Annotated in this window: 20 protein-coding genes and 1 riboswitch; of the genes, 14 read left to right on the plus strand and 6 right to left on the minus strand. The window is 62.4% G+C overall.

All coding sequences use genetic code 11. The annotated features are described in order from the left end of the window. Window positions 1-2: 2 nt before the first annotated feature. The 3 genes from CFB40_RS19430 to CFB40_RS19440 are packed head-to-tail and all read right to left on the minus strand — an operon-like array spanning window position 3 to window position 6,566. Window positions 3-1,475, minus strand: a complete 1,473-nt coding sequence (locus CFB40_RS19430) for a virulence factor (RefSeq protein ID WP_256976847.1) — start codon at window positions 1,473-1,475, stop codon at window positions 3-5. Beyond that, window positions 1,472-3,784, minus strand: coding sequence for a T6SS effector phospholipase Tle3 domain-containing protein (locus tag CFB40_RS19435; protein ID WP_256976848.1), 2,313 nt, complete (start codon window positions 3,782-3,784; stop codon window positions 1,472-1,474). The genes CFB40_RS19430 and CFB40_RS19435 overlap by 4 nt, the downstream gene beginning before the upstream one ends. A 19-nt stretch (window positions 3,785-3,803) precedes the next feature. Beyond that, complete coding sequence (locus CFB40_RS19440; RefSeq protein WP_089432097.1) at window positions 3,804-6,566, minus strand: type VI secretion system Vgr family protein; 2,763 nt, start codon at window positions 6,564-6,566, stop codon at window positions 3,804-3,806. A gap of 511 nt (window positions 6,567-7,077) precedes the next feature. Here CFB40_RS19440 and CFB40_RS19445 point away from each other — a divergent pair. From CFB40_RS19445 to CFB40_RS19490, 11 genes are all read left to right on the plus strand, one after another. Beyond that, complete coding sequence (locus CFB40_RS19445; protein WP_089428390.1) at window positions 7,078-7,497, plus strand: hypothetical protein; 420 nt, start codon at window positions 7,078-7,080, stop codon at window positions 7,495-7,497. A 548-nt stretch (window positions 7,498-8,045) separates the two neighbouring features. Then, the gene (locus CFB40_RS19450) at window positions 8,046-9,302 is read left to right on the plus strand and encodes an MFS transporter (RefSeq protein WP_089432098.1); all 1,257 of its coding nucleotides are present in this window, start codon (window positions 8,046-8,048) and stop codon (window positions 9,300-9,302) included. 145 nt (window positions 9,303-9,447) lie between these two features. Beyond that, the gene (locus CFB40_RS19455; protein WP_089432099.1) at window positions 9,448-10,377 is read left to right on the plus strand and encodes a LysR family transcriptional regulator; all 930 of its coding nucleotides are present in this window, start codon (window positions 9,448-9,450) and stop codon (window positions 10,375-10,377) included. Between the two features lie 115 nt (window positions 10,378-10,492). Beyond that, the gene (locus CFB40_RS19460) at window positions 10,493-10,987 is read left to right on the plus strand and encodes a hydroxyquinol 1,2-dioxygenase (protein WP_089428387.1); all 495 of its coding nucleotides are present in this window, start codon (window positions 10,493-10,495) and stop codon (window positions 10,985-10,987) included. A 38-nt stretch (window positions 10,988-11,025) separates the two neighbouring features. Beyond that, window positions 11,026-12,045 carry a hydroxyquinol 1,2-dioxygenase gene (locus CFB40_RS19465; RefSeq protein WP_089428386.1) on the plus strand — a complete coding sequence of 340 codons (1,020 nt, stop codon included), beginning with the start codon at window positions 11,026-11,028 and terminating at the stop codon, window positions 12,043-12,045. A 51-nt stretch (window positions 12,046-12,096) separates the two neighbouring features. Continuing rightward, window positions 12,097-13,563, plus strand: a complete 1,467-nt coding sequence (locus tag CFB40_RS19470; RefSeq protein WP_089428385.1) for an aldehyde dehydrogenase family protein — start codon at window positions 12,097-12,099, stop codon at window positions 13,561-13,563. Window positions 13,564-13,571: 8 nt separating this feature from the next. After that, a complete protein-coding gene (locus CFB40_RS19475; protein ID WP_089432100.1) occupies window positions 13,572-14,639 on the plus strand; it encodes a maleylacetate reductase in 1,068 nt (355 codons plus the stop codon). Between the two features lie 28 nt (window positions 14,640-14,667). Continuing rightward, window positions 14,668-14,811, plus strand: coding sequence for a hypothetical protein (locus tag CFB40_RS38710; RefSeq protein WP_179255292.1), 144 nt, complete (start codon window positions 14,668-14,670; stop codon window positions 14,809-14,811). Between the two features lie 5 nt (window positions 14,812-14,816). After that, window positions 14,817-15,128, plus strand: coding sequence for a YciI family protein (locus CFB40_RS19480; RefSeq protein WP_089432101.1), 312 nt, complete (start codon window positions 14,817-14,819; stop codon window positions 15,126-15,128). A gap of 3 nt (window positions 15,129-15,131) precedes the next feature. After that, window positions 15,132-15,467 (plus strand): Rieske (2Fe-2S) protein, encoded by a 336-nt coding sequence (locus CFB40_RS19485; RefSeq protein WP_089432102.1) that lies wholly within the window; start codon window positions 15,132-15,134, stop codon window positions 15,465-15,467. A 196-nt stretch (window positions 15,468-15,663) separates the two neighbouring features. Continuing rightward, entirely contained in the window at window positions 15,664-16,752 is a 1,089-nt protein-coding gene (locus CFB40_RS19490) for a porin (protein WP_089432103.1), read from the plus strand. Window positions 16,753-16,898: 146 nt separating this feature from the next. Here CFB40_RS19490 and CFB40_RS19495 read toward each other — a convergent pair whose 3' ends face one another. Further along, on the minus strand, window positions 16,899-17,150 hold the full coding sequence (locus tag CFB40_RS19495; RefSeq protein ID WP_089432104.1) for a hypothetical protein: 252 nt from the start codon (window positions 17,148-17,150) through the stop codon (window positions 16,899-16,901). Window positions 17,151-17,247: 97 nt separating this feature from the next. Between CFB40_RS19495 and CFB40_RS19500 the strand changes: the two genes are divergently transcribed. The 3 genes from CFB40_RS19500 (at window position 17,248) to CFB40_RS19510 (ending at window position 19,698) form a co-directional block, all read left to right on the plus strand. After that, a complete protein-coding gene (locus tag CFB40_RS19500) occupies window positions 17,248-18,051 on the plus strand; it encodes a hypothetical protein (protein WP_089432105.1) in 804 nt (267 codons plus the stop codon). 132 nt (window positions 18,052-18,183) lie between these two features. Continuing rightward, window positions 18,184-18,287, plus strand: a riboswitch (SAM-I-IV-variant riboswitch). A 42-nt stretch (window positions 18,288-18,329) separates the two neighbouring features. Then, window positions 18,330-18,665, plus strand: a complete 336-nt coding sequence (locus tag CFB40_RS38715; protein ID WP_179255107.1) for a hypothetical protein — start codon at window positions 18,330-18,332, stop codon at window positions 18,663-18,665. Between the two features lie 238 nt (window positions 18,666-18,903). Further along, window positions 18,904-19,698: a hypothetical protein gene (locus tag CFB40_RS19510; protein WP_256976849.1), complete on the plus strand. Its 795-nt coding sequence runs from the start codon at window positions 18,904-18,906 to the stop codon at window positions 19,696-19,698. Window positions 19,699-20,337: 639 nt separating this feature from the next. On the opposite strand, the gene CFB40_RS19515 is transcribed toward CFB40_RS19510, so the two are convergent. Then, entirely contained in the window at window positions 20,338-20,856 is a 519-nt protein-coding gene (locus CFB40_RS19515) for a gamma-glutamylcyclotransferase family protein (RefSeq protein ID WP_089432107.1), read from the minus strand. Window positions 20,857-20,934: 78 nt separating this feature from the next. Next, a complete protein-coding gene (locus CFB40_RS19520) occupies window positions 20,935-21,735 on the minus strand; it encodes a S1 family peptidase (protein ID WP_089432108.1) in 801 nt (266 codons plus the stop codon). Window positions 21,736-21,805: the final 70 nt, after the last annotated feature.

Consider the following 21,805-nt stretch of genomic DNA (forward strand, 5'->3'; position numbering starts at 1 on the left):
CATCACCATGAATAGCCCTGCATGCCGTAATTGGTATCGTGTCGGCGTCCCCACCACGGCAGATAGGCGTTGTTGCCGCCGCGTGCGCGGAACCAGTCCTTGTCGGGATCGATCGGCGTGAGCTTCGACGGTGGCCGGACAACGACCGCGACCGGGTGATCCGGATCGGTCGTGCCGGCGACGAGTGCGTTGCCGCCGAAGTGATTGATCCGGCCGATGGCGAGCGCGACGTCGGTCAATGCGCTGCCGGTGCCCATGTCGCCGAGTAGGGCGGCTGTGTTGAATGTCTGCTTCTGGTGGTCGTATTCGGGAAGGGTTTCGGTCAAGGTTTGTGCGAGCGCGGCGACGCGTGACGATGCGGTATCGCTACCGACGCCTGCGTCGTGGACGATGTACTTGAGGTCCGGAACCGCGACGCCGGCATTGCGTGCCGCCTGGTCAATGGTTGCCTTCCATGCCTGCACGGCGCGCGTTGTGCCAACCTTCGGCGAAAACGCTTGCGTGTTGCCCGTTGCGGCTTTGCCGATCCATGCGAGCGGCTCACGCTGCGTGTTGAAGTTCGGGCCGGCGAGGAACAGCACGACGAGGTTCTCGTTGATCTGCGCGTCCGTGGGCGGGAAGCTCGGCGCGTCCCAGTTGATCGCCCATACGGTCTTGTCGGGGTTCGCCTGCAAGTAGTCCAGCGCTTTGTTCAGCGATGTAAAGCCTGCGTTCGCGCCGCCTTGGGTGATTTGTACGTCGGGGGGCGTGTCGCGGCTCCAAAGCGTCTTGGGTGACGGCGGGCCGATTTCGAAGAAATTCATCATCCGATCGACCACGCGTGAATGGGCAAAGGCCAGATCAAGTCGGGGTGGAATGGCAACTTCGACGTGTATACCAGCGAGTTCACGCCAGTCCTGCTGGCTTTGGGATCCCACATTGTAGAAGTACTTCGCGTTACTAAAATATCTGGTACGTACCAGTAAGATGAACTTGTCCACGTACTTGGCGTAGAAGCCCTTGATCGTCTCCTGGCCGTCGTTGCCGTATGCGATACCCGCTACAGACTGCAAGGTAGTAAAGGACTTCGCATCGGTGCGAACCATATCGTCGTTCTTGTTTGGCGCGGCCAGTCCCTGTGTCCACAATAATTGCCATTGGGTGGGGTAGTCCATACGTTGCAATGGATTCAACCACATCAGGCCAACAACCTGCGCGACGAACGGCTTTGTCGGCTCGTCGGCGGTTAGCGTGGCATGCTCCCGGACAGGCGTGGCCCGTGCTGGACGCATTAGGACGGTGGTGAACAGAAACACCATGAGTGCAGCCAAGCCGGGCACGACAATGAATCGCTTCATCCAATCTCCGATTTCCAAATGGGCCGGGTCAGGTTGTTCTACGTGCGTCATCAGCGAGGCCATGAGCACGGTTGCGATCAACCATGTCGAAACGGCGACGGCGACACGTCGCGGCCATGTAGCGATCAGCATCTTCATACGACACCCCCGACCTTCAAATAAAGCTGGCCTTCACGCTCATCCACGATCGCGTTCGGCATCTTGCCTTCGCTTTTATCTGCATGTATCCATTCTTGGAGAGGCGTTCTATAGAGAGTGCCCGATGCAAAATAGTCGGCATACGTCTTGTTCGGAATATCTAGAGGAATACCGTCTCCCATCCGCCAATCTGCCTCAATCCGTAGCGCTTTCATTTGCTCGGGCGTCAGATAGCAAACCCCAATCGCCACATCGTACGCAAGCGCCTTTTTCGCATGCTCCGGATTGGTCATCGTCGTGGAGTGATTCGTCGGGCTGTTGGTCGAGCCACGATCGAGCCAATCGACAATCTGCTTGTCGCGCCATTCCTTGTAGCCCTCCGGCATTTCGCTCTTGCCGTCCTCGCCGATCACGTGGCCGTCGCCATCGAGCCATTCCGTATTCAGCGTTCGCCGCGCCTCCATCCGCATCAACGCGCGGTCCTCGTAACGCTGTCCGGCTTCGCTCTCTGCCGTGCCTTGCGCGACGCTGTCATTGTTCTTCGCCTCGTACTGATCGTAGGGATCGTCCGCGCGCTTGTCTGCCTCGCTCTTGCTTGCGTCGCGCCATGCGGCTGGAGGATCGTTGCCTTCGTTGAAGTCGCTTGTCGCATTGCCGTCCTTCGTTACGATGGGCTTGCCGAACCGCAATGCCTTCGGCGGGAACGGTTCGTCGAGTGCCGGCGCGTCCGCCACCACGGCCCAATCCTTCGGCGGATTGGCGTTCACGCGGAACATATTCAATGCCGAGCTGATCTGGGTCACGAAAAACATGATCGGCGCGGATGCAAGCGTGGCCGCCACCCCGAACACGGACTCGTTTCCCTTGAGCGCACCGATGAGATTGAACTTGGCAGGTGGCGAAGGCGGATACCAGAATCCCGACGTCGTTCCCTTTTTGCCATGCCGCCAGTCGTCTTCCCAATACTGATAGCGCTCCTGCACGCCAACCTGAAAGCCGGAGGCAAAGACGCGCTGCGTCAGCACGCCGGAGACGTTGATATCGTTCAGCTCGTTCTTGTCGATGCCACGCCAGCCGATGCCTTGAACCGTGATCGCCGAAATCACCTGATCGTGCGGACAGCAATACGCGGTGACGCGACCATACGTCGATCCGTTCAGGCCGTGGCGTACCCGATCGTCTTGTGCCGCATAAGACCGCTTGCTGGTCGGCGATACCCGTTCGTTCGCCATGTCTTCATCGATCTTGTCTGCGGAAAGTTCATAGGCCTTCCGAGTGCCGATGATCGACAGGAACTTGCCGAACGTTTTCGTGCGGGCGGTGTAGGTCTGCCGCCCGCGACGACCGCTGCCGTCCCTGGTCGCGCGTTGCGACCAGGTATCCATGAACGTATCGGATGGATTCGGGCCGTCTGCGCGCGCAAGACTGTACGGCGCATTCGCCAGCACGTAGGCGTCGGCCACGCAATGCCCGCTACGTCCCCACGGATCTCCGACATCGGGTAGTGCATCGCCGAAGAAGGCTGCGGTAAGGCCCACGATGTTGCCCTGGCTATGGCACACGACGGTAATCGGCACGTCGGCCTGCATGCGGCGAATCGACTCGATCAACCTCGCAAGGCGCAACGCCGCGAGCACGCCATATGCGCGGGGTGGCGCGCGATACAGCGGTCGATGGGTCGGGTTGATCCCCTGGACGGTCACCCACCCGGCCGCGCGGTCGTCGAGGCCGCCGTGCCAGAGATCGGGCAGGCTCGCGCAACCGTTCGTGAACGGGCCGCCGCCCCAGTAGTCCTTCTCGTTCAGGAAGATCTTGTCGCCATACTCTTTCAGCTCAGCGGCGGTCGCCCGATAGCCCCATCGGAAATGAATGACGGGAGAGAAGGACGGGTCGGATTTGATGTAGTTGCCGGACCAGAGCTTCGGATTCAGAAACCCGTCCGGCGTCACGCTTTCCGTGTACTTCGCCGGCACCAACTGCCCGGCCTCGATGCCGCGATACTTGAGTTGATCGTCCAGCCGCCCGAGCCGGCGATTCAGGCCAGCGCACAGCCCCTGCTCGGCGGCTTCGAACCATTCACCTTCGGAGTTCACCCCATGCACGAAGATGACGATACCGGGCAACGGCATTTGCTTGAGGCAGATCAGGCGGGTGTCTTTCGTCCACATCGAGACCCCGTCGCTCCGGCCGACGACGATCTGAGGTGGCTCAGGACGCGACGCAGCCGCGTCGGGCACATCGGTCTTCGCGGCGTGCTGATTGGTGCGGGTGTCCTCTTCCGGTCGAGGATCGAGAGATGAGTCGTTCATCCGGACTCCTGCGCTTTCGTTAAACATTCTTCTTGGTGAACTTCACCGCCAGCCTCTCGAACCGGTCGGTATCGACGGCCGGCAGTTCCCCTGCCGTGTCGGTCGTCAAACTCGACAGCGTTCCCGATGCCTTGCGTACCTGTCCGTCGAACCCCGGTGCGGCGTTACCGTCCGTTGGACGAATCAGCTTCGGGACGCGGCCGAGCGGAAGTTGATCGAATTTCGGCAAGTCGACGCTCATGCTTGCGGGGCCATCCCAGGCATGACCGTCCGATTTCACGGTGAACTTGCCAGGGCATCCCAGTTCGATATCGCCGCCATGCAGCCTGAGATACGCGCCGCCGGACGTGACGAATACGACTTCGTCGCTTGCCGTGCCGGCAAGCTTGCCGTCGGCCGCAGTCAACCGGATGTTTTTGCCGGACTCGATTTGCGTGTCGCCGTTCTGCGATTGAAGCGCGACTTTCCCCTGATGCGCGATCGCCGATACGCCGTTGCCGTGCGCGAACATCGCGACGCCGTGTCCTGCATGCAGATTGATTCGCTCGCCGCTCGTGATCTGCATGTGTTGCTGCGCAATCTGATCGATGTTCTCGCCCGCATACATGACGTGCGTTTTCGGCGTGACGTTCAGCGACCCCGCTTGCGCGCCGAACGCCATGAATGCGGAGGCTTCACTTGCCGCGCCCGCTTCCGATCCGTCGGGTTTCCAGTGACGGAATGCGTTGGCGAGATTGTCCTGGCCGGCCGTGTCGGCGGATTGCCCACCATGCTGGCCGGCATAATCACCGAGCGACTTGAACAACTCCGTGCATTGGTCGAGCAAGTGAATCAGCTCATCGCGGTCGAGCTGACCGCCGGTCGCGTGCGACCGCGCATAGGTCGTCAACAGCATGCCTTGGGCGGCGCGCAACGCCGCAGCGGCGTCGGTGCGCAGTTCCGCGCCTTCACCCCGGTCGCTCCCGTGTCCGTCCTTGCGCGGCTGCGTCAGGTAGCCGAGATTCAACTGGGTATGCGCATGTTCGCTTGCCAACTGCGCTGAGATTTGTGACGGCGTGTCGTCCAGTCGAAGCTGGTTGTGCCGGCGGCCCCTGATTTCCCGCGTCTTGATCCCGGACACGTAGCGGTTGCCCGGAAGCCCGCCGGTATGGCTGAAAGTCGCGGGCGGATTCGCGCCGTTGCTCAACACGCCGATGATCACCAGACGGTCGGGATCGCCCGACAGGTTCCCCAGCAAGACCTCCATGCCGACACGCGGCAGGAACAGCGCGCCGAAGCATTCGCCCGCGAGACTTGCCGCGACGCGAATCGGCGCGCTGTCACCGGCCAGGCCGTTCGTGCCGGCGCCTTGCGCGTGCGCATGGTCCGCCGGGTCCAGCCCATGAATCTGCACACGCACGCGGCCGGCCTTGTCGCAAAACACCTCTTCGCCCTGCGTGCCGACGATCGTCCCGGTCAGCAGGTGAACCGGCGGCACGTCGATCGCCGGATCGTAGGCCGGCTTCAGCGGCACGCCCCGTTGCACGCACGTGAAACTGTTCTCGTAGCGCGTGTCCGTTGATCCCGATGCATCGGGCGGCGGGGCGGTTGGCGTCAGATTGCGGCTTGCCGCGAACAGCCCGCTCGCGCGACCCGACAAGCCTGTCGGCAGGTTGTTCCAGATGACGTGTCGAATCGACGTGACGACGAACCGACGGCGATCGATCGACTTCATATCCAGTTCGGGATCGCCCGCCAGCGTGAACCCGTGTCCCACCAGCATGTCGCGCACGGTGCCGATGCCGTCGAAGTGCGCGGCTTCGAACTGATGGGCCAGCATCCGGTCTTGCGCGATGCGCGCGTGATCGTTCCACGAGTCGCCGACGTGCGGGATGTCGATCGCGACGTCGGTCAGCAGGCGCGCAAGGTCGTTCCCCGACTCGCCCTGGCCGATGCCGGTGACGGCCTCGAAGTCGTCCATACGAGCGGTCTTGTAATCCCACGACGGGCGGCGGACCTTGCCGGGCGACAGGCTCTGGTCGTACGCAAAGAGGGTGACGGTGTCACGTTGCTCGGCGCCGGCGTCGCGCGGGTGAAGGCGTACGATACCGGCCGGCGCGTCCGGCAGACGATGCGGATCGTCGCAGAACACGAGCGTGTGAATCGGCCGCTCATCGGTCACGCTGCGCCTTCCGTCGACTGGCGCGGCCGTCGCGAAGACCGTGATGCCTTCCCGGCGTAGCAGCCGCCGGATGAAGCGGGCGTCGGATTCGTTGACTTGCCGCGTCAGCTCGCGTGCCGGATACCGATCGGCCTGCAACGTCGACAGGTCGAAATCGAACGCTCGCGCGAGTGCGGGGCTACGCTGTTTCCACTCGTTCATCAGCGTCGCCAGAATCTCCGGCACGCTGCGCGAGCGGAACAGGCGAGCGTTCGTGCGACGATCCATCAGCGACAGGGCATCGCATACATGCAGCTGATACACGGTGAGTTCGCCGTCGGATTGACCGGTTCGCACTTCGTGCACGATCGCGTTGATGGCCCGGATGTTGCCCCGATCGGTCGTCAGCCGGACCGATACGGGCAAACCAAGAAACAGCGAAGGCGGCAGGTGATCGTAGGTCGACACGCAGGTCAGTTGCCCTTCGATGCCCGACATCAGCCCTTCGCGGATATTGGCGTGATGGAGCGCCAGCAGATGGCCGACCGCGCGTTGCGCCCGCCCGAAATGGAGATCGACCGGCCGCTTGTTCCCGACGGCCAGACCGGACGCAAAATCCCGGAATGCTTTTGTTATCGACATCACTACGATCTCATGATTTATGTTCTTGATTCGTATTGGTTCGAACGGGTCTCTCAGTGCAATAAACGAATGTGCTCGGAAATGTGTGGGGGAGAATATCAATCTCGCAGTGAATATGAAATGAATTTTTATTTTTATATAACGTTTTAGTGTTGGTGAAACGGTATTTGACGTTTTTGATGATTGTTTTATTTAACGGAGGTCTTGCTTCGAGGCGTGTTGGTCGTGACTGGAGGCGGGTGTGGTAATCGGTTGGGAGCATTTCTTGTTGTTCTAATCGAAGCCGGATTATTCAAATATAGTATTTGTCTTATATCGAATGAATCGCGCCGTGTTGCGGCATCCGAAAAGATGCGACTAGGATCGCGCTCGTATGGCCCGGGTGCGGTGGTGTGTTCCAGCGTTGGGTCGTTCGCTGCCTGCCGTCCGTGGGCGGCTTTTTTTGCATGGCTCGCTATAGGTCGCCTGCATGGAGCCGGAAAGTCATTCGCGAGCCGAAACAGGAGGCGTGATGAGTTCGAAAGAGAAGGAAGCGTTGCTGTTCGCCGACGATACGCAGTACGACGACCCGCGCATGCGGGTGGCTGTCAACAGCGATACGGAAATGCACGTCAGTTTGGGCCGACACGGGTGTGCCCAACTGCAAGCCGATGGTGTGGTCGCATTCGAGCCGACCCTTCCCGTAACTGACATTCGCGCGAACATTCTGGAACTCGCGTCATTCGCCGTCACGTTCGAGGACGGCAAGCGCGTCACCCGCGGGACGTATGCGGACGGGACGAGCTTCGTCGTGTCGATTGATCTGAGCACGGGCGCGTTGAGTGCGTCCGGACACGAGGTCATCACGATCGTGGCGACCGGTGGCGACCGATCCCATGCGGTCCTGACGTATTTGCCAAAGGTCAACCAGATTCGCAAGAAAACGCATTAGGCCCGCGGCCGGATGGCGTGACGAGTGATCCCGCCATCGTTCGCTTCTTTCGGGCGCGGCCGTTTCCATAGCTGAAAAGCTCGCCTGCAAGGGGTTTGGCCCCGATTGCGCTTCGAGCGATACAGGGTGAATCGCACCCTCTACCGGCTTGACGAGACCTCTGCCCAGCCTGTCGGATGGTGTTGCATGGCCCGCGTGAGCGGGCCAAGCGTAGGCGTTCGCGATGTCTATGAGGGATTCCCCCGCCACGTACGAGCGAGCGCCACGTCTATCTTGCGCGCACCCTCTCCACGCCCTTCCGCCGCCCCTTTCTGCCCACACCGCCCGATTATTTGCGTTTCGCGAATGGCGCGTTCGCCGGTTGTTCCATACCCGATTGGCGGCCGTGCACCTATCGTGGTGACGTCGGCTGATTGAACCCAACGCGTCGCACCCGAACGCCGGCCGGCACTTCCTCGCGATTCGCGTCGCACACAAAAGACATCGGACCGGGCTCATGCGCAGGCGCTGCGGCGCGCGCAGGCGAACCTGTGTCCACGGAGACGGACATGAAAGCAAACGAGTGGGATACCTCATACGAATGGAAGGCGGTCACGCTGCTGGCGCTCGGCTTCGGGCTGGTCGGCCTCGATCGCTGGCTGATTGCACCGCTGTTCCCTTCGATCATGAAGGACCTCAACCTGAACGCGCAGGACGTCGGCAACTGCATCGGCGTGCTCGGCCTGTCGTGGGGCATCTTCGCGGCGCTGATGGGCGGCATCTCCGACAAGATCGGCCGCCGCAAGGTGCTGATTCCGGCCATCATCGCGTTCTCGCTGCTGTCGGGCTTCTCGGGGCTCGCGGGTGGCCTGCTCGGGCTGATGGCGATTCGCGGCCTGATGGGCGTCGCGGAGGGCTCGTTCTGCCCGACGAGCTTCGCCGCGACGGCCGACGCATCGCATCCCCGGCGGCGCGGGCTGAACCTCGGCCTGCAGCAAAGCGGCTTCGCGCTGTTCGGGCTCGCGCTGTCGCCGATCATCGCGACGCAGCTGCTCGGCTTCGTGTCGTGGCGCTGGGTCTTTGCGCTCGTCGCCGTGCCCGGCCTGATCCTCGGCGCGATCATGTTCTTCGTGATCCGCGAGCCGAAGGTCACGAAGGCCGTCGCGTCGGAGCATGCGCCGGCGTCGCTCGGCCATGTGCTCAAGAGCCGCAACATCCTCGTGGCGATGGCCGCCTTGTGCTGCGCGATGACCGGCGTATTCGTGCTCGGCGCGCTGTTGCCGCTGTACCTGACCGACTACCTGGCGCTCGGCACGCAGAAGATGGGCCTCGTCGTGTCGGCGATCGGTTTCGGCGGTTTTCTCGGGCAATTCGGGTTGCCGGGGCTGTCCGACCTGGTTGGCCGCCGCCTCGCGAGCATCGTCGGCTTCGCGGGAACGGCCGTGATGCTCTATATCTTCCGCGGCCTCGGCCCGCAGCCGCTCGCACTGTTCGGCGTGCTGTTCGTTGCGTCGTTCTTCACGCTCGGGCTGGTGTCGCTGCTGTCCGGCCCGGTGGCGACGGAGGCCGCGCCCATCGGGCTCGTGTCGACGTCGATCGGCGTGGTGGTCGGGGTCGGCGAGATCTTCGGCGGCGGCATCGCGCCGGCGATGGGCGGCTACGTCGCCGCACACTTTGGCATCCAGAACATTCTGTGGCTGCCGATGGGCGCGGTCATGCTGGGCATCGTGGTCAGCCTGCTGCTGAAGGAAACCGCGCCGGCCGTGCTGCAACGTCGCATGGCGGCCGTGCAACCGGAACTGGCAGCGGGCGAGCAATCGCGGTAAGGCCATGGGCGGGCTGGGCGGTGCGTGCGGGCGGGCGTCATCGACGATTGACGTCGATTGGGTGACAGAGTGACGCCTCCCGCATGACACAGCCCGTGATCCGCACGGGTAGACTGCCGGTTTCGCTGTCGAAAAAAGGCGCGGTATGGACCGGTTCCTGAGCATCGAGGCATTCGTCCGGGTGGCGGAGGCGAGCAGCTTCGCCGAGGCGGCGCGGCAGCTTGGCGTGACCAGCTCGGTCGTGACGAACCGCATCCAGCAGCTCGAGAAGTTCGTCAACGCGCCGCTGTTCCATCGCAGCACGCGCCACGTGCGCCTGTCCGAAGTGGGCGAGGCGTTTTATCGCGAATGCGCGGAGGTGGTGGGGCGCGTCAACGAGCTGACCGACCAGATGCGCGAGCTGCGCGCGACCCCGACCGGACGGCTGCGCATCCAGATGCTGCCCGGTTTCGCGCTCGATCACTTCGGCGCGCCGCTGGTGGAGTTCAACCGGCGCTACCCGGGCATCCAGCTCGACGTCATCGTCAATGACCGTGTCGTGGACCCTGTCGAAGAAGGGTTCGACATCGCGTTCCAGATCTTTCCGCCGATCTCCGAGTCGCTGATCGAACGGCGGCTGTTCACCGTCAGGCGCCTCTTCTGCGCGTCGCCAGCGTACCTCGACGCGCATGGTGCGCCACAACATCCGCGCGATTTGCTGCAGCACACCACCGCGCTCTATTCGGGCTATCCGTCGCGCAACCGCTGGACGATGACGCGCGGCGACGAGGTCGTCGAAATGGAGCTGCCGGGCATGATCCGCTCGAACTCCGTGCACCTGTTGCGCGAGTACGCGCTGTCTGGTGGCGGCGTCGTGTGCCTGCCGACGCTCGTGGCGAGCGAGGCGCTCGTCGCGGGCCGGCTGGTGCCGATCCTGACCGACTTTCAGCTCGCGCCGCTGAGCTTTGCCGCGGTTTATCCCGCAACGCAGCGACAGGCGTTGAAAGTGAAGGCGCTGGTCGAGTTCCTCGCGGAAACCATCGGCGACGAATCGCCGTGGGATCGCCCCCTTCTGGAGCGTGGCTGGGTGCGTTGAAGCGCGCGGATTATTCGCGAAACGCAAATGCCGTAGTCGCCGTCCCGTGCCTTGTTGCGGTGGTCCCTTGCCCCTAGAGTGGAATCCAACAAGCGGTTCAACTCAGGAGACAGAAATGACCGACACGGCATTCCACACCGTCTTTGGCTCGCTCGACAGTTACAAGAAAGGCGAGATCGAAATCACGAGCGGCAGCGCTCAACACTACGCGTTCTCGAATGTCTTCGAGGTCGCATCGAAGTCGGCCCCTTATGAAAAGGTCGTCGCCGGCAAGAACCTCGAATACGTGATCGAAGTGCTGCGGACCGACGGTCAGTCGCCGTGGTTCGCGTGCGCGCACGACGAGTTCGTGATCCAGATGGATGGCGAAGTCCGGATCGAATTCATCAAGCTCGATACGCCGCCGCAATCGGGCCGCGGCACCGTGAACGCCGGCACGCAACCGGCCGGCCGCAAGATGGGCTACGTCGTATTGCGCCAGGGCCATCAGGCGCTGCTGCCGGCCGGCTGTGCATACCGCTTCACCGCCGGCAAGCCGGGCGTCGCACTCGTGCAGACCATCCTGGGCGAGCTGTCCGTGGAGAAGTGGGCCGACATCTGCCTGCACTGATTCGTCCGACCTCATTCGACACTTCCAGGAGACACGTTATGGCCACTCTCGACACCCTCGATACCTCCGCAGGCTTCGCCGCCGATCTGGTGCAAGCCACCGAAGCCGATGCCGTCACCGGCTACCGCCGCTTCCAGCTCGGCGCATTCGAATTCCAGCGCGACGAATATTTCGTGAAGATCAGCTGGCCCGCGAAAGGCCAGACCCGCACGCACGCGATGCCGGCGGACGCGTTCCTGCGCGCGATGATGCGCGACGTGGCATGGGGCTTCTTCTACGGCTGGGTGAACTTCGATCACGTGTTCGGCACGCGCAACCACTACGGCAAGGTGGACATGTATGCGGGCACCTTCAACGGCATCCTGAAGGACGCCGGCGTGGACTACACCGAGACCTTCGACACGCCCACGATCATGGCGACCTTCAAGGCGATGCTGCACGACTGGACGAACGAAGGCTTCGATCCGTTCGCGGCGCCCGAGGAAACCGGCACCGCGTTCGGGCGCAAGCACGGCGAGAACGGCTCGGCGATCGAGCGCACGCGGATCGCGACGCGCCGCATGCCGGGCCTCGAAGGCGATTCGCCGCTGCGCGACGACCTGCCGGTCAACCGCGCGTTCCTCGACGTCGCGCAGGACGAACCGGAAGTGCACGTCGAGCCGGGCTTCGAAGGCGAGCTGCACGCATTCAACCTGTTCAAGTACCTGTCGCGTTCGGACGTGACGTGGAATCCGTCGGTCACGTCGGTGTGCGGGCGCAGCCTGTTCTGCCCGACCACCGAGGAATTCATCCTGCCGGTGTTCCATGGCAACGACCGCGTCGAATGGTTCCTGCAACTGTCCGACGAAATCGTGTGGGACATCGGCGACAAGAACACCGGCGCGCCGCGCGCCCGCGTGACGATGCGCGCCGGCGACATCTGCGCGATGCCCGCCGACATCCGGCATCAGGGCTACTCCACGAAGCGGTCGATGCTGCTGGTCTGGGAAAACGCGACACCGAACCTGCCGCAGCGCTACGAGAGCGGCGAGCTCGCGCCGTATCCGATCGCGTTCTGAGCGGCGCGTCGGTTTCCGCTCGCGCTTCACGCCATACACCGAGGACGATTCATGCAAACCCAACTCTTCATCGACGGGCGCTTCGTTGACGCCGTCGACCGCGGCACGATCGACGTGCTGAACCCGCACGACGGCTCCGTCATCACGAAGATCGCGGCCGCTACCGCGGCGGACGTCGACCTGGCCGTCGAAGCCGCGACGCGCGCGTTCCCCAAATGGTCGGCGCTGCCGGCTGCCGAACGTGGCCGCTTGCTGCTGCGCCTCGCCGACGCGATCGAGGCCAACGCGGAGGAGCTGGCGCAACTCGAATCGCTGGACACCGGCCACCCGATCCGCGATTCGCGTGCGCTCGACGTGCCGCGCACGGCCGCGTGCTTCCGCTACTTTGGCGGCATGGCCGACAAGCTGCAAGGCTCGGTGATTCCTGTCGAGACCGGCTTCCTGAACTACGTGCAGCGCGCGCCGATCGGTGTCGTCGGCCAGATCGTGCCGTGGAATTTTCCGCTGATGTTCACGAGCTGGAAGATGGGCCCGGCGCTCGCGGCCGGCAACACGGTGGTGCTCAAGCCTTCGGAAATCACGCCGCTGTCGACGCTGCGCATCGTCGAGCTGATGGCCGAGGTCGGGTTTCCGGCGGGTGTCGTCAACATCGTCCCCGGCTATGGGCATACGGCGGGCCAGCGGCTCGCCGAACATCCGGGCGTCGGCAAGATCGCGTTCACCGGATCGACGGCCACCGGCCGCCGGATCGTCGAAGCGTCGCAGGGCAATCTGAAGCGCGTGCAGCTCGAACTGGGCGGCAAGGGCGCCAACATCGTGTTCGACGATGCCGATCTCGACGCGGCCATCAACGGCGCCGCGTGGGCGATCTTCCACAACCAGGGGCAGGCGTGCATCGCCGGCTCGCGTCTCGTGCTGCACGAACGCATCGCCGATGCGTTTCTCGAGCGCTTCGTGGCGCTCGCATCGTCGATCCGGATCGGCAACCCGCTCGATGCGAACACCGAGATGGGGCCGCTGACGTCGAAGCAGCACCTCGATCGTGTGCTGGCGTTCGTCGATGTCGCGCGCGAGCAGGGCGGCCGTGTGCTCACCGGCGGCAGCGCGCCGCAGGACCCCGCGCTCGCCAACGGCTACTACGTGCGCCCGACGGTCATCGAGGCGAAAAGCGCGACCGATCGTATCGCACAGGAAGAAGTGTTCGGCCCGTTCGTCACGGTGCTGCGCTTCGGCAGCGACGACGAAGCACTGGCCATTGCGAACGCAACCGAATACGGGCTGGGCAGCGGCCTGTGGACGAAGGATCTCTCGCGCGCACACAAGATGGCGTCGCAGATCAACGCGGGCATGTGCTGGATCAACTGCTACAAGCGCGTCAATCCGGGCAGCCCGTTCGGCGGCGTCGGCCAGTCGGGCTACGGCCGCGAGATGGGCTTCGAGGCGATGCACGACTACACCGAGGCGCGGTCGGTGTGGGTCAACGTCGACGGCAACGTGCCGCCGCACTTCAAGCGCTGAGGTTCGCCATGGATCGCTTCGTCTATCAGGGCACCCCGTCCCGCGTGGTATTCGAATGGGGCGCGCTCGACAGGCTGCCGGACGAGCTGTCGACGCTCGGCGCCCGCCGCGCGCTGATCCTGTCGACGCCCGAGCAGCGGCCGCTCGCCGAACGCGTGGCGGCGATCCTGGGCGAGCGTGCGGCCGGCATCTGCGCGCAGGCGGTCATGCACGTGCCGATCGAGGTCGCGCATGCGGCGCGCGAGATGGCTGGCGAACTGGAAGCGGACTGCTGCGTGGCGATCGGCGGCGGGTCGACGATCGGGCTGGGCAAGGCGATTGCGCTCGAATCGGTGCTGCCGATCCTGGCCGTGCCGACGACGTACGCCGGCTCGGAGATGACGCCGATCTTCGGGCTCACGGAAGGCCGGCTGAAGCGCACCGGGCGCGACGCGCGCGTGTTGCCGCGGACGGTGCTCTACGACCCGTCGCTGACGTTGTCGCTGCCGCCGGACATTTCCGCGGCATCGGGCATCAATGCGATGGCGCATGCCGTCGAGGCGCTGTACGCGGAAGACGCGAATCCGGTGATCAGCCTGATGGCGGAAGAATCGATCCGCGCGCTCGGCGAAGCGCTGCCCGTGGTCGTGCGCGATCCGGCGAACCGCGACGCGCGCAGCCGCGCATTGTACGGCGCGTGGCTCGCGGGAACCTGCCTGGGCGCGGTCGGCATGGCGCTGCATCACAAGCTGTGCCACACGCTCGGCGGCACCTTCAACCTGCCGCACGCGCAGACGCATGCGGCGATGCTGCCGCATACCGCGCACTACAACCACGCAGCCGCGCCCGATGCGCTGCGCCGCGTGGCGCGCGCGCTGGGCGGGAACGACGCGGCCGAAGCCGGCCCGCTGCTGTTCGCGCTGAACGTACGGCTCGGCATCGCGCCGGCGCTGGCCGACCTCGGGATGCCGGAGGCCGGCCTCGACGAAGCGGCCGACCTCGCATGCCGCAACCCATATGTGAATCCGCGGCCGATCGAACGCGACGCGATTCGCGCGCTGCTTCAGCGCGCATGGGAAGGGCGCGCGCCGCAATGAGTGGCCGGATACGCCAACGGAGACAACCATGAGCCTTGACCACCATGACGGTGACGCCACGCTGGCCGAGCCGGTCGTCGCCCGCTTCGACGGCATGCCGGGGCCGCGCTTGCGTGCGCTGATGCAGCGCCGCGTGCGGCATCTGCATGCGTTCGTCCTCGATCGGAGCTGACCGCCATGGCAAGATTTTTTGCGGTGTTTGCGACGGACCAGCCGGGCATGCGCGACGTGCGCGATCGCATGCGGCCGATTCACCGGACTTACCTGCGCTCGGCCGACCAGCACGGCGTGGTGGTGCGGCTCGGCGGCCCGACGCTGGACCCGCACGGCGACGCGATGAACGGCACGCTGCTCGTCGTGGAGGCGGACGACATTCAGGCGGTGATGCAGTTCATCGGCAACGATCCGTATGTGAAGGAAGGGTTGTTCTCGCATGTGGAGGTGCGGCCGTGGGACTGGAGCCTCGGCAATCCCGAGCAGAGAGTGTGAATCATGGACGCACGACAACTCTGCCGCGTTTCCGATGTGCCCGACGGCGGCGCGCGGGTCGTCGACGAAGCATGCATCGGGCGCCCTGTGATCGTCGTGAGACGCGGTGAGCACGTGTGGGCTTATGTGAATCGTTGCCCGCACTTTTCGGTGCCGCTCGATTTCGTGCCGGGTAGCGTTTCCTGCTATCGGTCGCAGGTGCTGATGTGCGCCCATCACAGCGCGCTGTTCCGGTTCGACGATGGCTTGTGTATCGACGGGCCGTGCTCGGGATCGGCGCTGGAGGCCGTGGCGGTGGAGGTGGATGCTGCCGCGTGGGTCGTCTATCGAGGCGCTTGATTCCGGTGATTTGATGAAGGGCGAGCAGGGCCGTTCAATGCGACGGCCATCGTGTTTGTCGATCAGTAAAGCTAATCATATTTCAGGTGTCTTGTAATCGATACCTGAACGACATCGATTCCTTGTGCAGCAACGAGCGAGCACCCGCCACATAGCAGGTGGTGGCCTCGCTTTTTCATAAAAAGACGGAGACGGAATGAAACTCAGGTTTGGAGCAGTGGCGATTCTCGCCGTGGCGCAGGGCGCATGGGCGCAGAGCAGCGTGACGATGTTCGGGCTGATCGACGCGGGCGTCTCTTATGTCAGCAACGAAGGTGGCGGAAAGAACGTCAAGTTCGACGACGGCATATTCGCGCCCAATCTCTTCGGCTTTCGCGGCACGGAAGACCTCGGGGGCGGATATCGCGCGATCTTTGCGCTGGTGAACCAGTTCTCGATGGCGAACGGCGCGATCATCGGCACGGGGATTTTCGGGCGCAATGCGTACGTGGGCCTCGAAAGCAACCGATTCGGCAGTATCACGCTCGGCAATCAGTATGACTTCATGGTGGATTCGCTGTTTTCGAAGAACAACGCGATTTCACGGGATATCTCGGGGTTGTACGGCTTTCGCGATGGCCCGTTTCAACGTCTCGCGCTTCCGGACAATCCGACCGGTGCATTCGATTGGGATCGCACGGCGGGTAGCAAACCGATCGCGAATTCCGTCAAGTACAGTTCGCCGACGGTGTCGGGATTTTCCGGTGGTGCCATGTATGCGTTTGGTGGGGTAGCCGGGTCGGTTGGCGCGGACAATGCGGTCAGCGCCGGGGTGAACTACGAGATGGGGCCGTTCGGCGTGGGTGCGGCGTACACGAACGAGAAATACGGCCCCGCGCCCGGCGTGCCGTCCACCAGCGTGCGCAACTGGGGCGTCGGAATGCATTACGACTTCGGTGTCGTGACGGCGAATGCGCTGATGACCACCGTGCGCAATTCATTCAACGATGCCGGCGTGTGGATGGCCGAAGCCGGTGGGCTGTGGCACGTCAGGCCGGATGTCGTGCTCGGTGCGAAGTACATGTACATGAAGGGCAATGAAGCAGTGAACAACAACCACGCGCATCAGGTCAGCGTGGCGCTTCAGTACCTGTTCTCGAAGCGGACGATGGTGTATGTGTCGGCAGACTACCAGCGCGCGAACAACGGCGCGAAAGCGCAGGTCAATGGCGTGCTGGATCCGAACGGGGCGTCGAGTTCCGCGAGTCAGACGGTGGCGCGGGTGGGGGTGCATACGGTGTTTTGACGGCGTCGTGGTGCCGCGCTTCATATGGTCAGCGGGTCGTCCGTCGGCTCATACGAGATCGCATCGTCGAGCACATCAAACAGAAAACGGGCCAGGCGGCCCGTTTTCCTTTCCACTTTTACCGCGCTGGCGGTTGCCATATGCGCTTACGCGGGATTCATGACGGCGCCGCCGCTCGCACCGAAATAATCCTTGACCACCCGCTTCGGCACAGCCGTACGCGTCAGTTCCGGAAGATTGCGCATCAAGGGGATATCGCCACCGCTTGCCTGCAACGTCACGCCGCACCGGGCGAAACATGCGACGGCATCCTGCACCGTACCTCGCTCCAGGATTTCGGTAATGCGATTGACGTTTCCGCGCAATTTAATGCCTTCTGCGATGCCAAGTTTGCTCATATTTGCCTCTTTTTCTAGAAAAGGTGCGTCACGGGGTGTGACGTGAGCGACTCTAGGGCATGGCGTGAGGTTCGAACAGCCATGCTAAAGTGATTGCATGATTGATAAACTCAAAGAATCCACCGAGCCGCTGTTTGCTCGTATCCCGGTGAGTCTCAAGAGGCGTCTGGTCGCCTCGGCGAAGACGCAGGGGACGAGCGTGGGACGGGAACTCGCACGTCTTCTCGAGGAGCGGTTCGACTCTGGGCTGTCGGCATCTTTGCAGCGCAGGTTCGACGAATTCCGGAGCGCTCAAGGTGCCGAGCGAGCAGTCTGGCTGGAGAAATATCAGACCTTTCTTGAGGCGCATTTGCTGGAATGTGTAAAAGCCGCACAAAACGGTGATAGTTCCGCGCTCGTCAAGCTCGGTAATTCAGTTCGAGCGGCTCGGCGCAATCGCCAACGTGGCCGTGCGGGGTTCGACTCGGGAATTGAAGCGCGAAAGCGCGAGTTGTTACAGGAGCAAGCAGCCAAGGACGAGGCGGCGAGGGTTCAGCGAAATTTCATATTTGGCGCCGGTGAGCCCATCGAGGATGTTCAGTTACCTCCCGAGGAGCGTTGGCGGCGAAATCTGATCGAGGTGCTGCATAAAATGCCGGCGGGGACTAAAAAGAAGCTGGCTGAAGGGCTCGGCTGGCGGTCGATGTCCCGCGTTAGTCACATACTTGCGCCGAAAGGCAAGAACGGGCATCGGCCGATTTCGGAGGAACTCGCAACGAAGATTGCAAAGATTCTCGAAATCGATTTTAACGTGCTCGACAAGATCGAGAGGGATCGTGGCGTCGCGAAAATTCTTCACGCTGGCAGTAAGCTGGAGAAGGTTCTCGATGACGTTACAAAAATAGGGCGCCGATTCAAGTGAGTTTGCATCGGGGGCCTGGCCGTCCGGAATCTCCCACGCGCAGGCCGGATCGAGTGCGCCATCCGACCATTTCTTGCCCACCACCCATTTTTCGGTATAATGAACCAACGTTCGGAATGTCGAACGTGAGAAGTCAAGCATCCAGAGTCGGATTCTCCGACGCCAACCTGCCCTCCCGGGCAAGGTGGACGCCTCTGAGGCGATGCGGCCGATTTACGGCAACGAAACGGGAGCAGCATGGCTGGCACCGGTTCGATAACCACTCATCCGGAGCAACCATGCGTCAAGCTACCTCTGCCTCCTGTCCGACGGTCTGTGAAGACTGGTCACACTACCTCCCTGGTTTCACGCTGACGCATACGGTTCATCTCGTGTCGAGACGGAATCCGGGCATCGTCTCGACCGCGGCTGCCGTGCTCGAAGGCGAAACCGCCACGGTCGATCGGTGGGCCATCACCCGCTGTGGTGACGTTCTCGAGCAAAAGATCGTTCTCGGGGAAATGACGGAGGGGCAAGCGGTTCGACTGCGCGAGCGGCTGGCCGCGCTCGATGGCGTACTGCGCACGAAGGTGGAGCATCATTTCGTGCGGGGTGGGTCGGCGACGGGCAACTGAATGTCACTGCCCCCGCCCGTCGCGCTGCTGCTCGCGTGTCGGGAATTGTTGTAGTCTGGGCAATACGATAGTGTGGCGCACCGGCCTGCCGTCGAACTGGCAATGATCCTATGATGTGTCGCGCAGGGGGCCGGTGAACTCGAACGGTTGGACCGTTACCGATCGTTTGAGCCTGCCGATCTCATCGTCGACCGATTCGCCAGAAAATCAGGAGTGTGTCGTGTTTCACCGGAGATCCATGTTGGGCCGTCGGAACGTGGCGTGCGTCGTCGCCGTGGCGACCATGCTGGCCCCGGTCTCGACGCGTGCAGCGGCCGACCATGTCAACGAAACGGCGAGCGTCGCGCCTGCCGTTTCGGCCAACACGTCGCTCACACGGCCGATCGTCGGCGACGATCCGGTTGCGATTCGGGAAGCGCTGGAGAAGCTGCACGTCAAAAGCGCGTCCCCGTCCCTGAGCGATCGCGTCCGCGGCCTGATCCCCGGCGTGGCCGACAAGCATGGCCAGAACGCCGACCTGGCCGCGGTCAACCTGGATCGTGAGGTCACTTTCCTGGTGCCGGTGTCGTACGGGCTGCGATATCAGTCGCAGAAGCATCTGTTGAAGGTGAACGTCGATCTGGTCGACGCCGACGGCGAAGGCCGGACAGGCATCCTGCTCAGAAAGGTCATTACCGGGCCGCGGGGGCGAGGGCTCGTGATCGCACCCGAGGCGAAGGCAAAAGGCTATATCCAGCAGATCGACATCATCGAACTCGATCCCGGAAAAGGCAGGAAGTCCACGGTGCGCGGCAGCGTGAGGCTGTCACCCGCTGCGTACGCGCAAGCGCAGGGCGGATTTGTGTTGGCTCTTTCCGGGCGACTGGTCCGGCCGTATCTGACCGAACACGTCGAGCACGCCGAGCCGAACAACGACGAGCCGACCGACATCACGACGAGAACTTCGAGGTTGTATCTCGATGTCGAATCCATTTCGCTCGTGAGTCAGGCGAGTGGGGCGGTGTTGTTGAAGAAGCTGAGTCTGTCGAAATAGCGAGTTGCTTGCGCGAGGTTTTGGCCGTTGAAGGGGGACGCAACGGAACATTTGGGGCGCGCGGGGTTGAGCGTGCGCACGCTGCAGCAGCGTTTTTCCAGCGATGTGGGCATGCCGCCGAAGCAGGTGATCTGTCGATCTCGCGGAACGGGCTCATACCCTCTCGGGTATCTCGGTCAGGCTCGCTTGACGCGCGATATCCAGCAAGCTGGCGGGGAAGACTCGGGCGGAGTATCGGCGGGGCCATGGTCGCGGCTGACGCCGCAGCATACGGCGGCGCCGCCACGTCGGGCCGGATTGTGATGTAGCGGAAACAGGGCGACGTCAGCCTGACCGTTGCCCGGTTGCGATGCGGGCAAGTCATTCCGGAAGACTTCTGCGCTATGCGCCGTCATGCCCGACCTGCTAAATTGCAATAGTTCTGGCTACATGCCGCCGCCAGTTCCGGTTATGCGTGGATCTCGTCAAAAAATCAATGGCATCTCCGCCTCGCTCAGGCACACCCAATCGAGGCGGTGTTTGCGCGGACACCCTGTACATCAAAACACCTGCTTTTACAATAATTTCGGTTATGGCCGTCCTCGATGACACGGACCGGCCGTACTACGAGCACAAGCTCACTGCGTGACATCCGAGCGGCTACGCTTGGACGTCGCTATAAACCGCCAGATTTTTCTTGATTCGAGCTGCGTCGAGGTCCTGTATTTCCTCAATCTGCTCGATTGCCGCGATGTAATCGGGTGGGAGTTTTGCCGCACGGGCACCATAAAGCACGTGATATTTGTACCAGTAATACGGCCTGAGTCCTGGCTCCGTCTTGGTTGCAAAATAAGTGAATGACGTAACAACTCCTTGGTCTGTCGGAACCTGAATCTCTTGTCGCTCATAGGTTCGACCGGCGTCTTCGTATTTGTCCAGGGCGGGCAGGCTGCCAACATCTATGGCGAACAGAACCCCCCAAACGCGGTGCTCTGGTTCCCCGGTGTGCTTGCAATTGCATTTGCCTGAGCCATCGATGGAAGCCTTGTCAAACGTGAGTTGGTACCCATCGAGATAGCCGTTCGCGATGTGCCGAATTGGTTTGATGCGGTCGGACAGCCGCGGCGCACTCATGTTGGACCCGTATGCAAAGTACGCGAATTCACTTGGTTTGAGCATTTCATCCCCTTAGTATTCAGCGCCCGCACCCTGATTGCTTAGACGTAGCCACGGCCCCTGCGTGAGCGCTTTGCGTGGCTATGCGGCAGTGCTGGCCTCGGCGCCAGCAAAACGTAGGGGCAAGAGGCTGATGGCCACCGTACACCCCGAAGGAACTCGAGTATTTCCATCTTTTCCAACATCGACAGTTGTTACGGCTCGTTGGGACAGAACGCCAATAGCCTCGCCCCTCTCATTGAATAGGGGGCCGCCGCTGGCGCCTGTATGCATCGCGTTGTCGATATACATGACGTCACACTCCAGCGTGCGGCGACCATCACCCGCCACAATGCGCCTGATGTTTCCAATGCGCCCTTGCTTGAAGAGGGGGCCGGTCATATCAGCCTGGTATCCTTTTTCCATTGCGGCCCTGAACGCATCTGTCCCTTCCGTTGCAGGAGAAAGCAGTCGGTCTACATCGAAAGGGAGCCGTAGCTCCTCTGAATAGCCGGCCATAAAAACGCGCTGACCGAGACGAGGGGTTTCCAGTGGAACTGGTATCCAATGAATATTGTGGGAGAAAGGAACTTTCGGATGCAGCACCGCAATGTCCAACTGGACATTGCTTGTAAAGCCCGAGACCTGTATCTCTGGACAACACATAACTACCGCGTATTCAGCTACTGGAACGCCAGGGAATTTGCAGAATATCTTCAGCTCTGGAGTGCTGTAGTCGGCCCTCCGAATAGGGAAACGTCCGGTCACAACATGTGCTGCCGTCAGAACCTGACCTTCGGTCGTGTACGCGTATCCCGTGCCTTCGCTGATTTTCTCGTCGTCAAGGAAGATAGTTATGTAGCAGCAGGCGGGCGAAATTCGACTATAGAGTTCTTCAAGCATGTCACATTAGCCTTTGGATGTGAGAAAGGGAATCGTCAGGATTGCATCTCTGACAGCGCACGGTTATCGG

The organism is Burkholderia sp. AU31652, from assembly GCF_002223155.1.
In the GTDB taxonomy this organism is placed as follows: Bacteria; Pseudomonadota; Gammaproteobacteria; order Burkholderiales; family Burkholderiaceae; genus Burkholderia.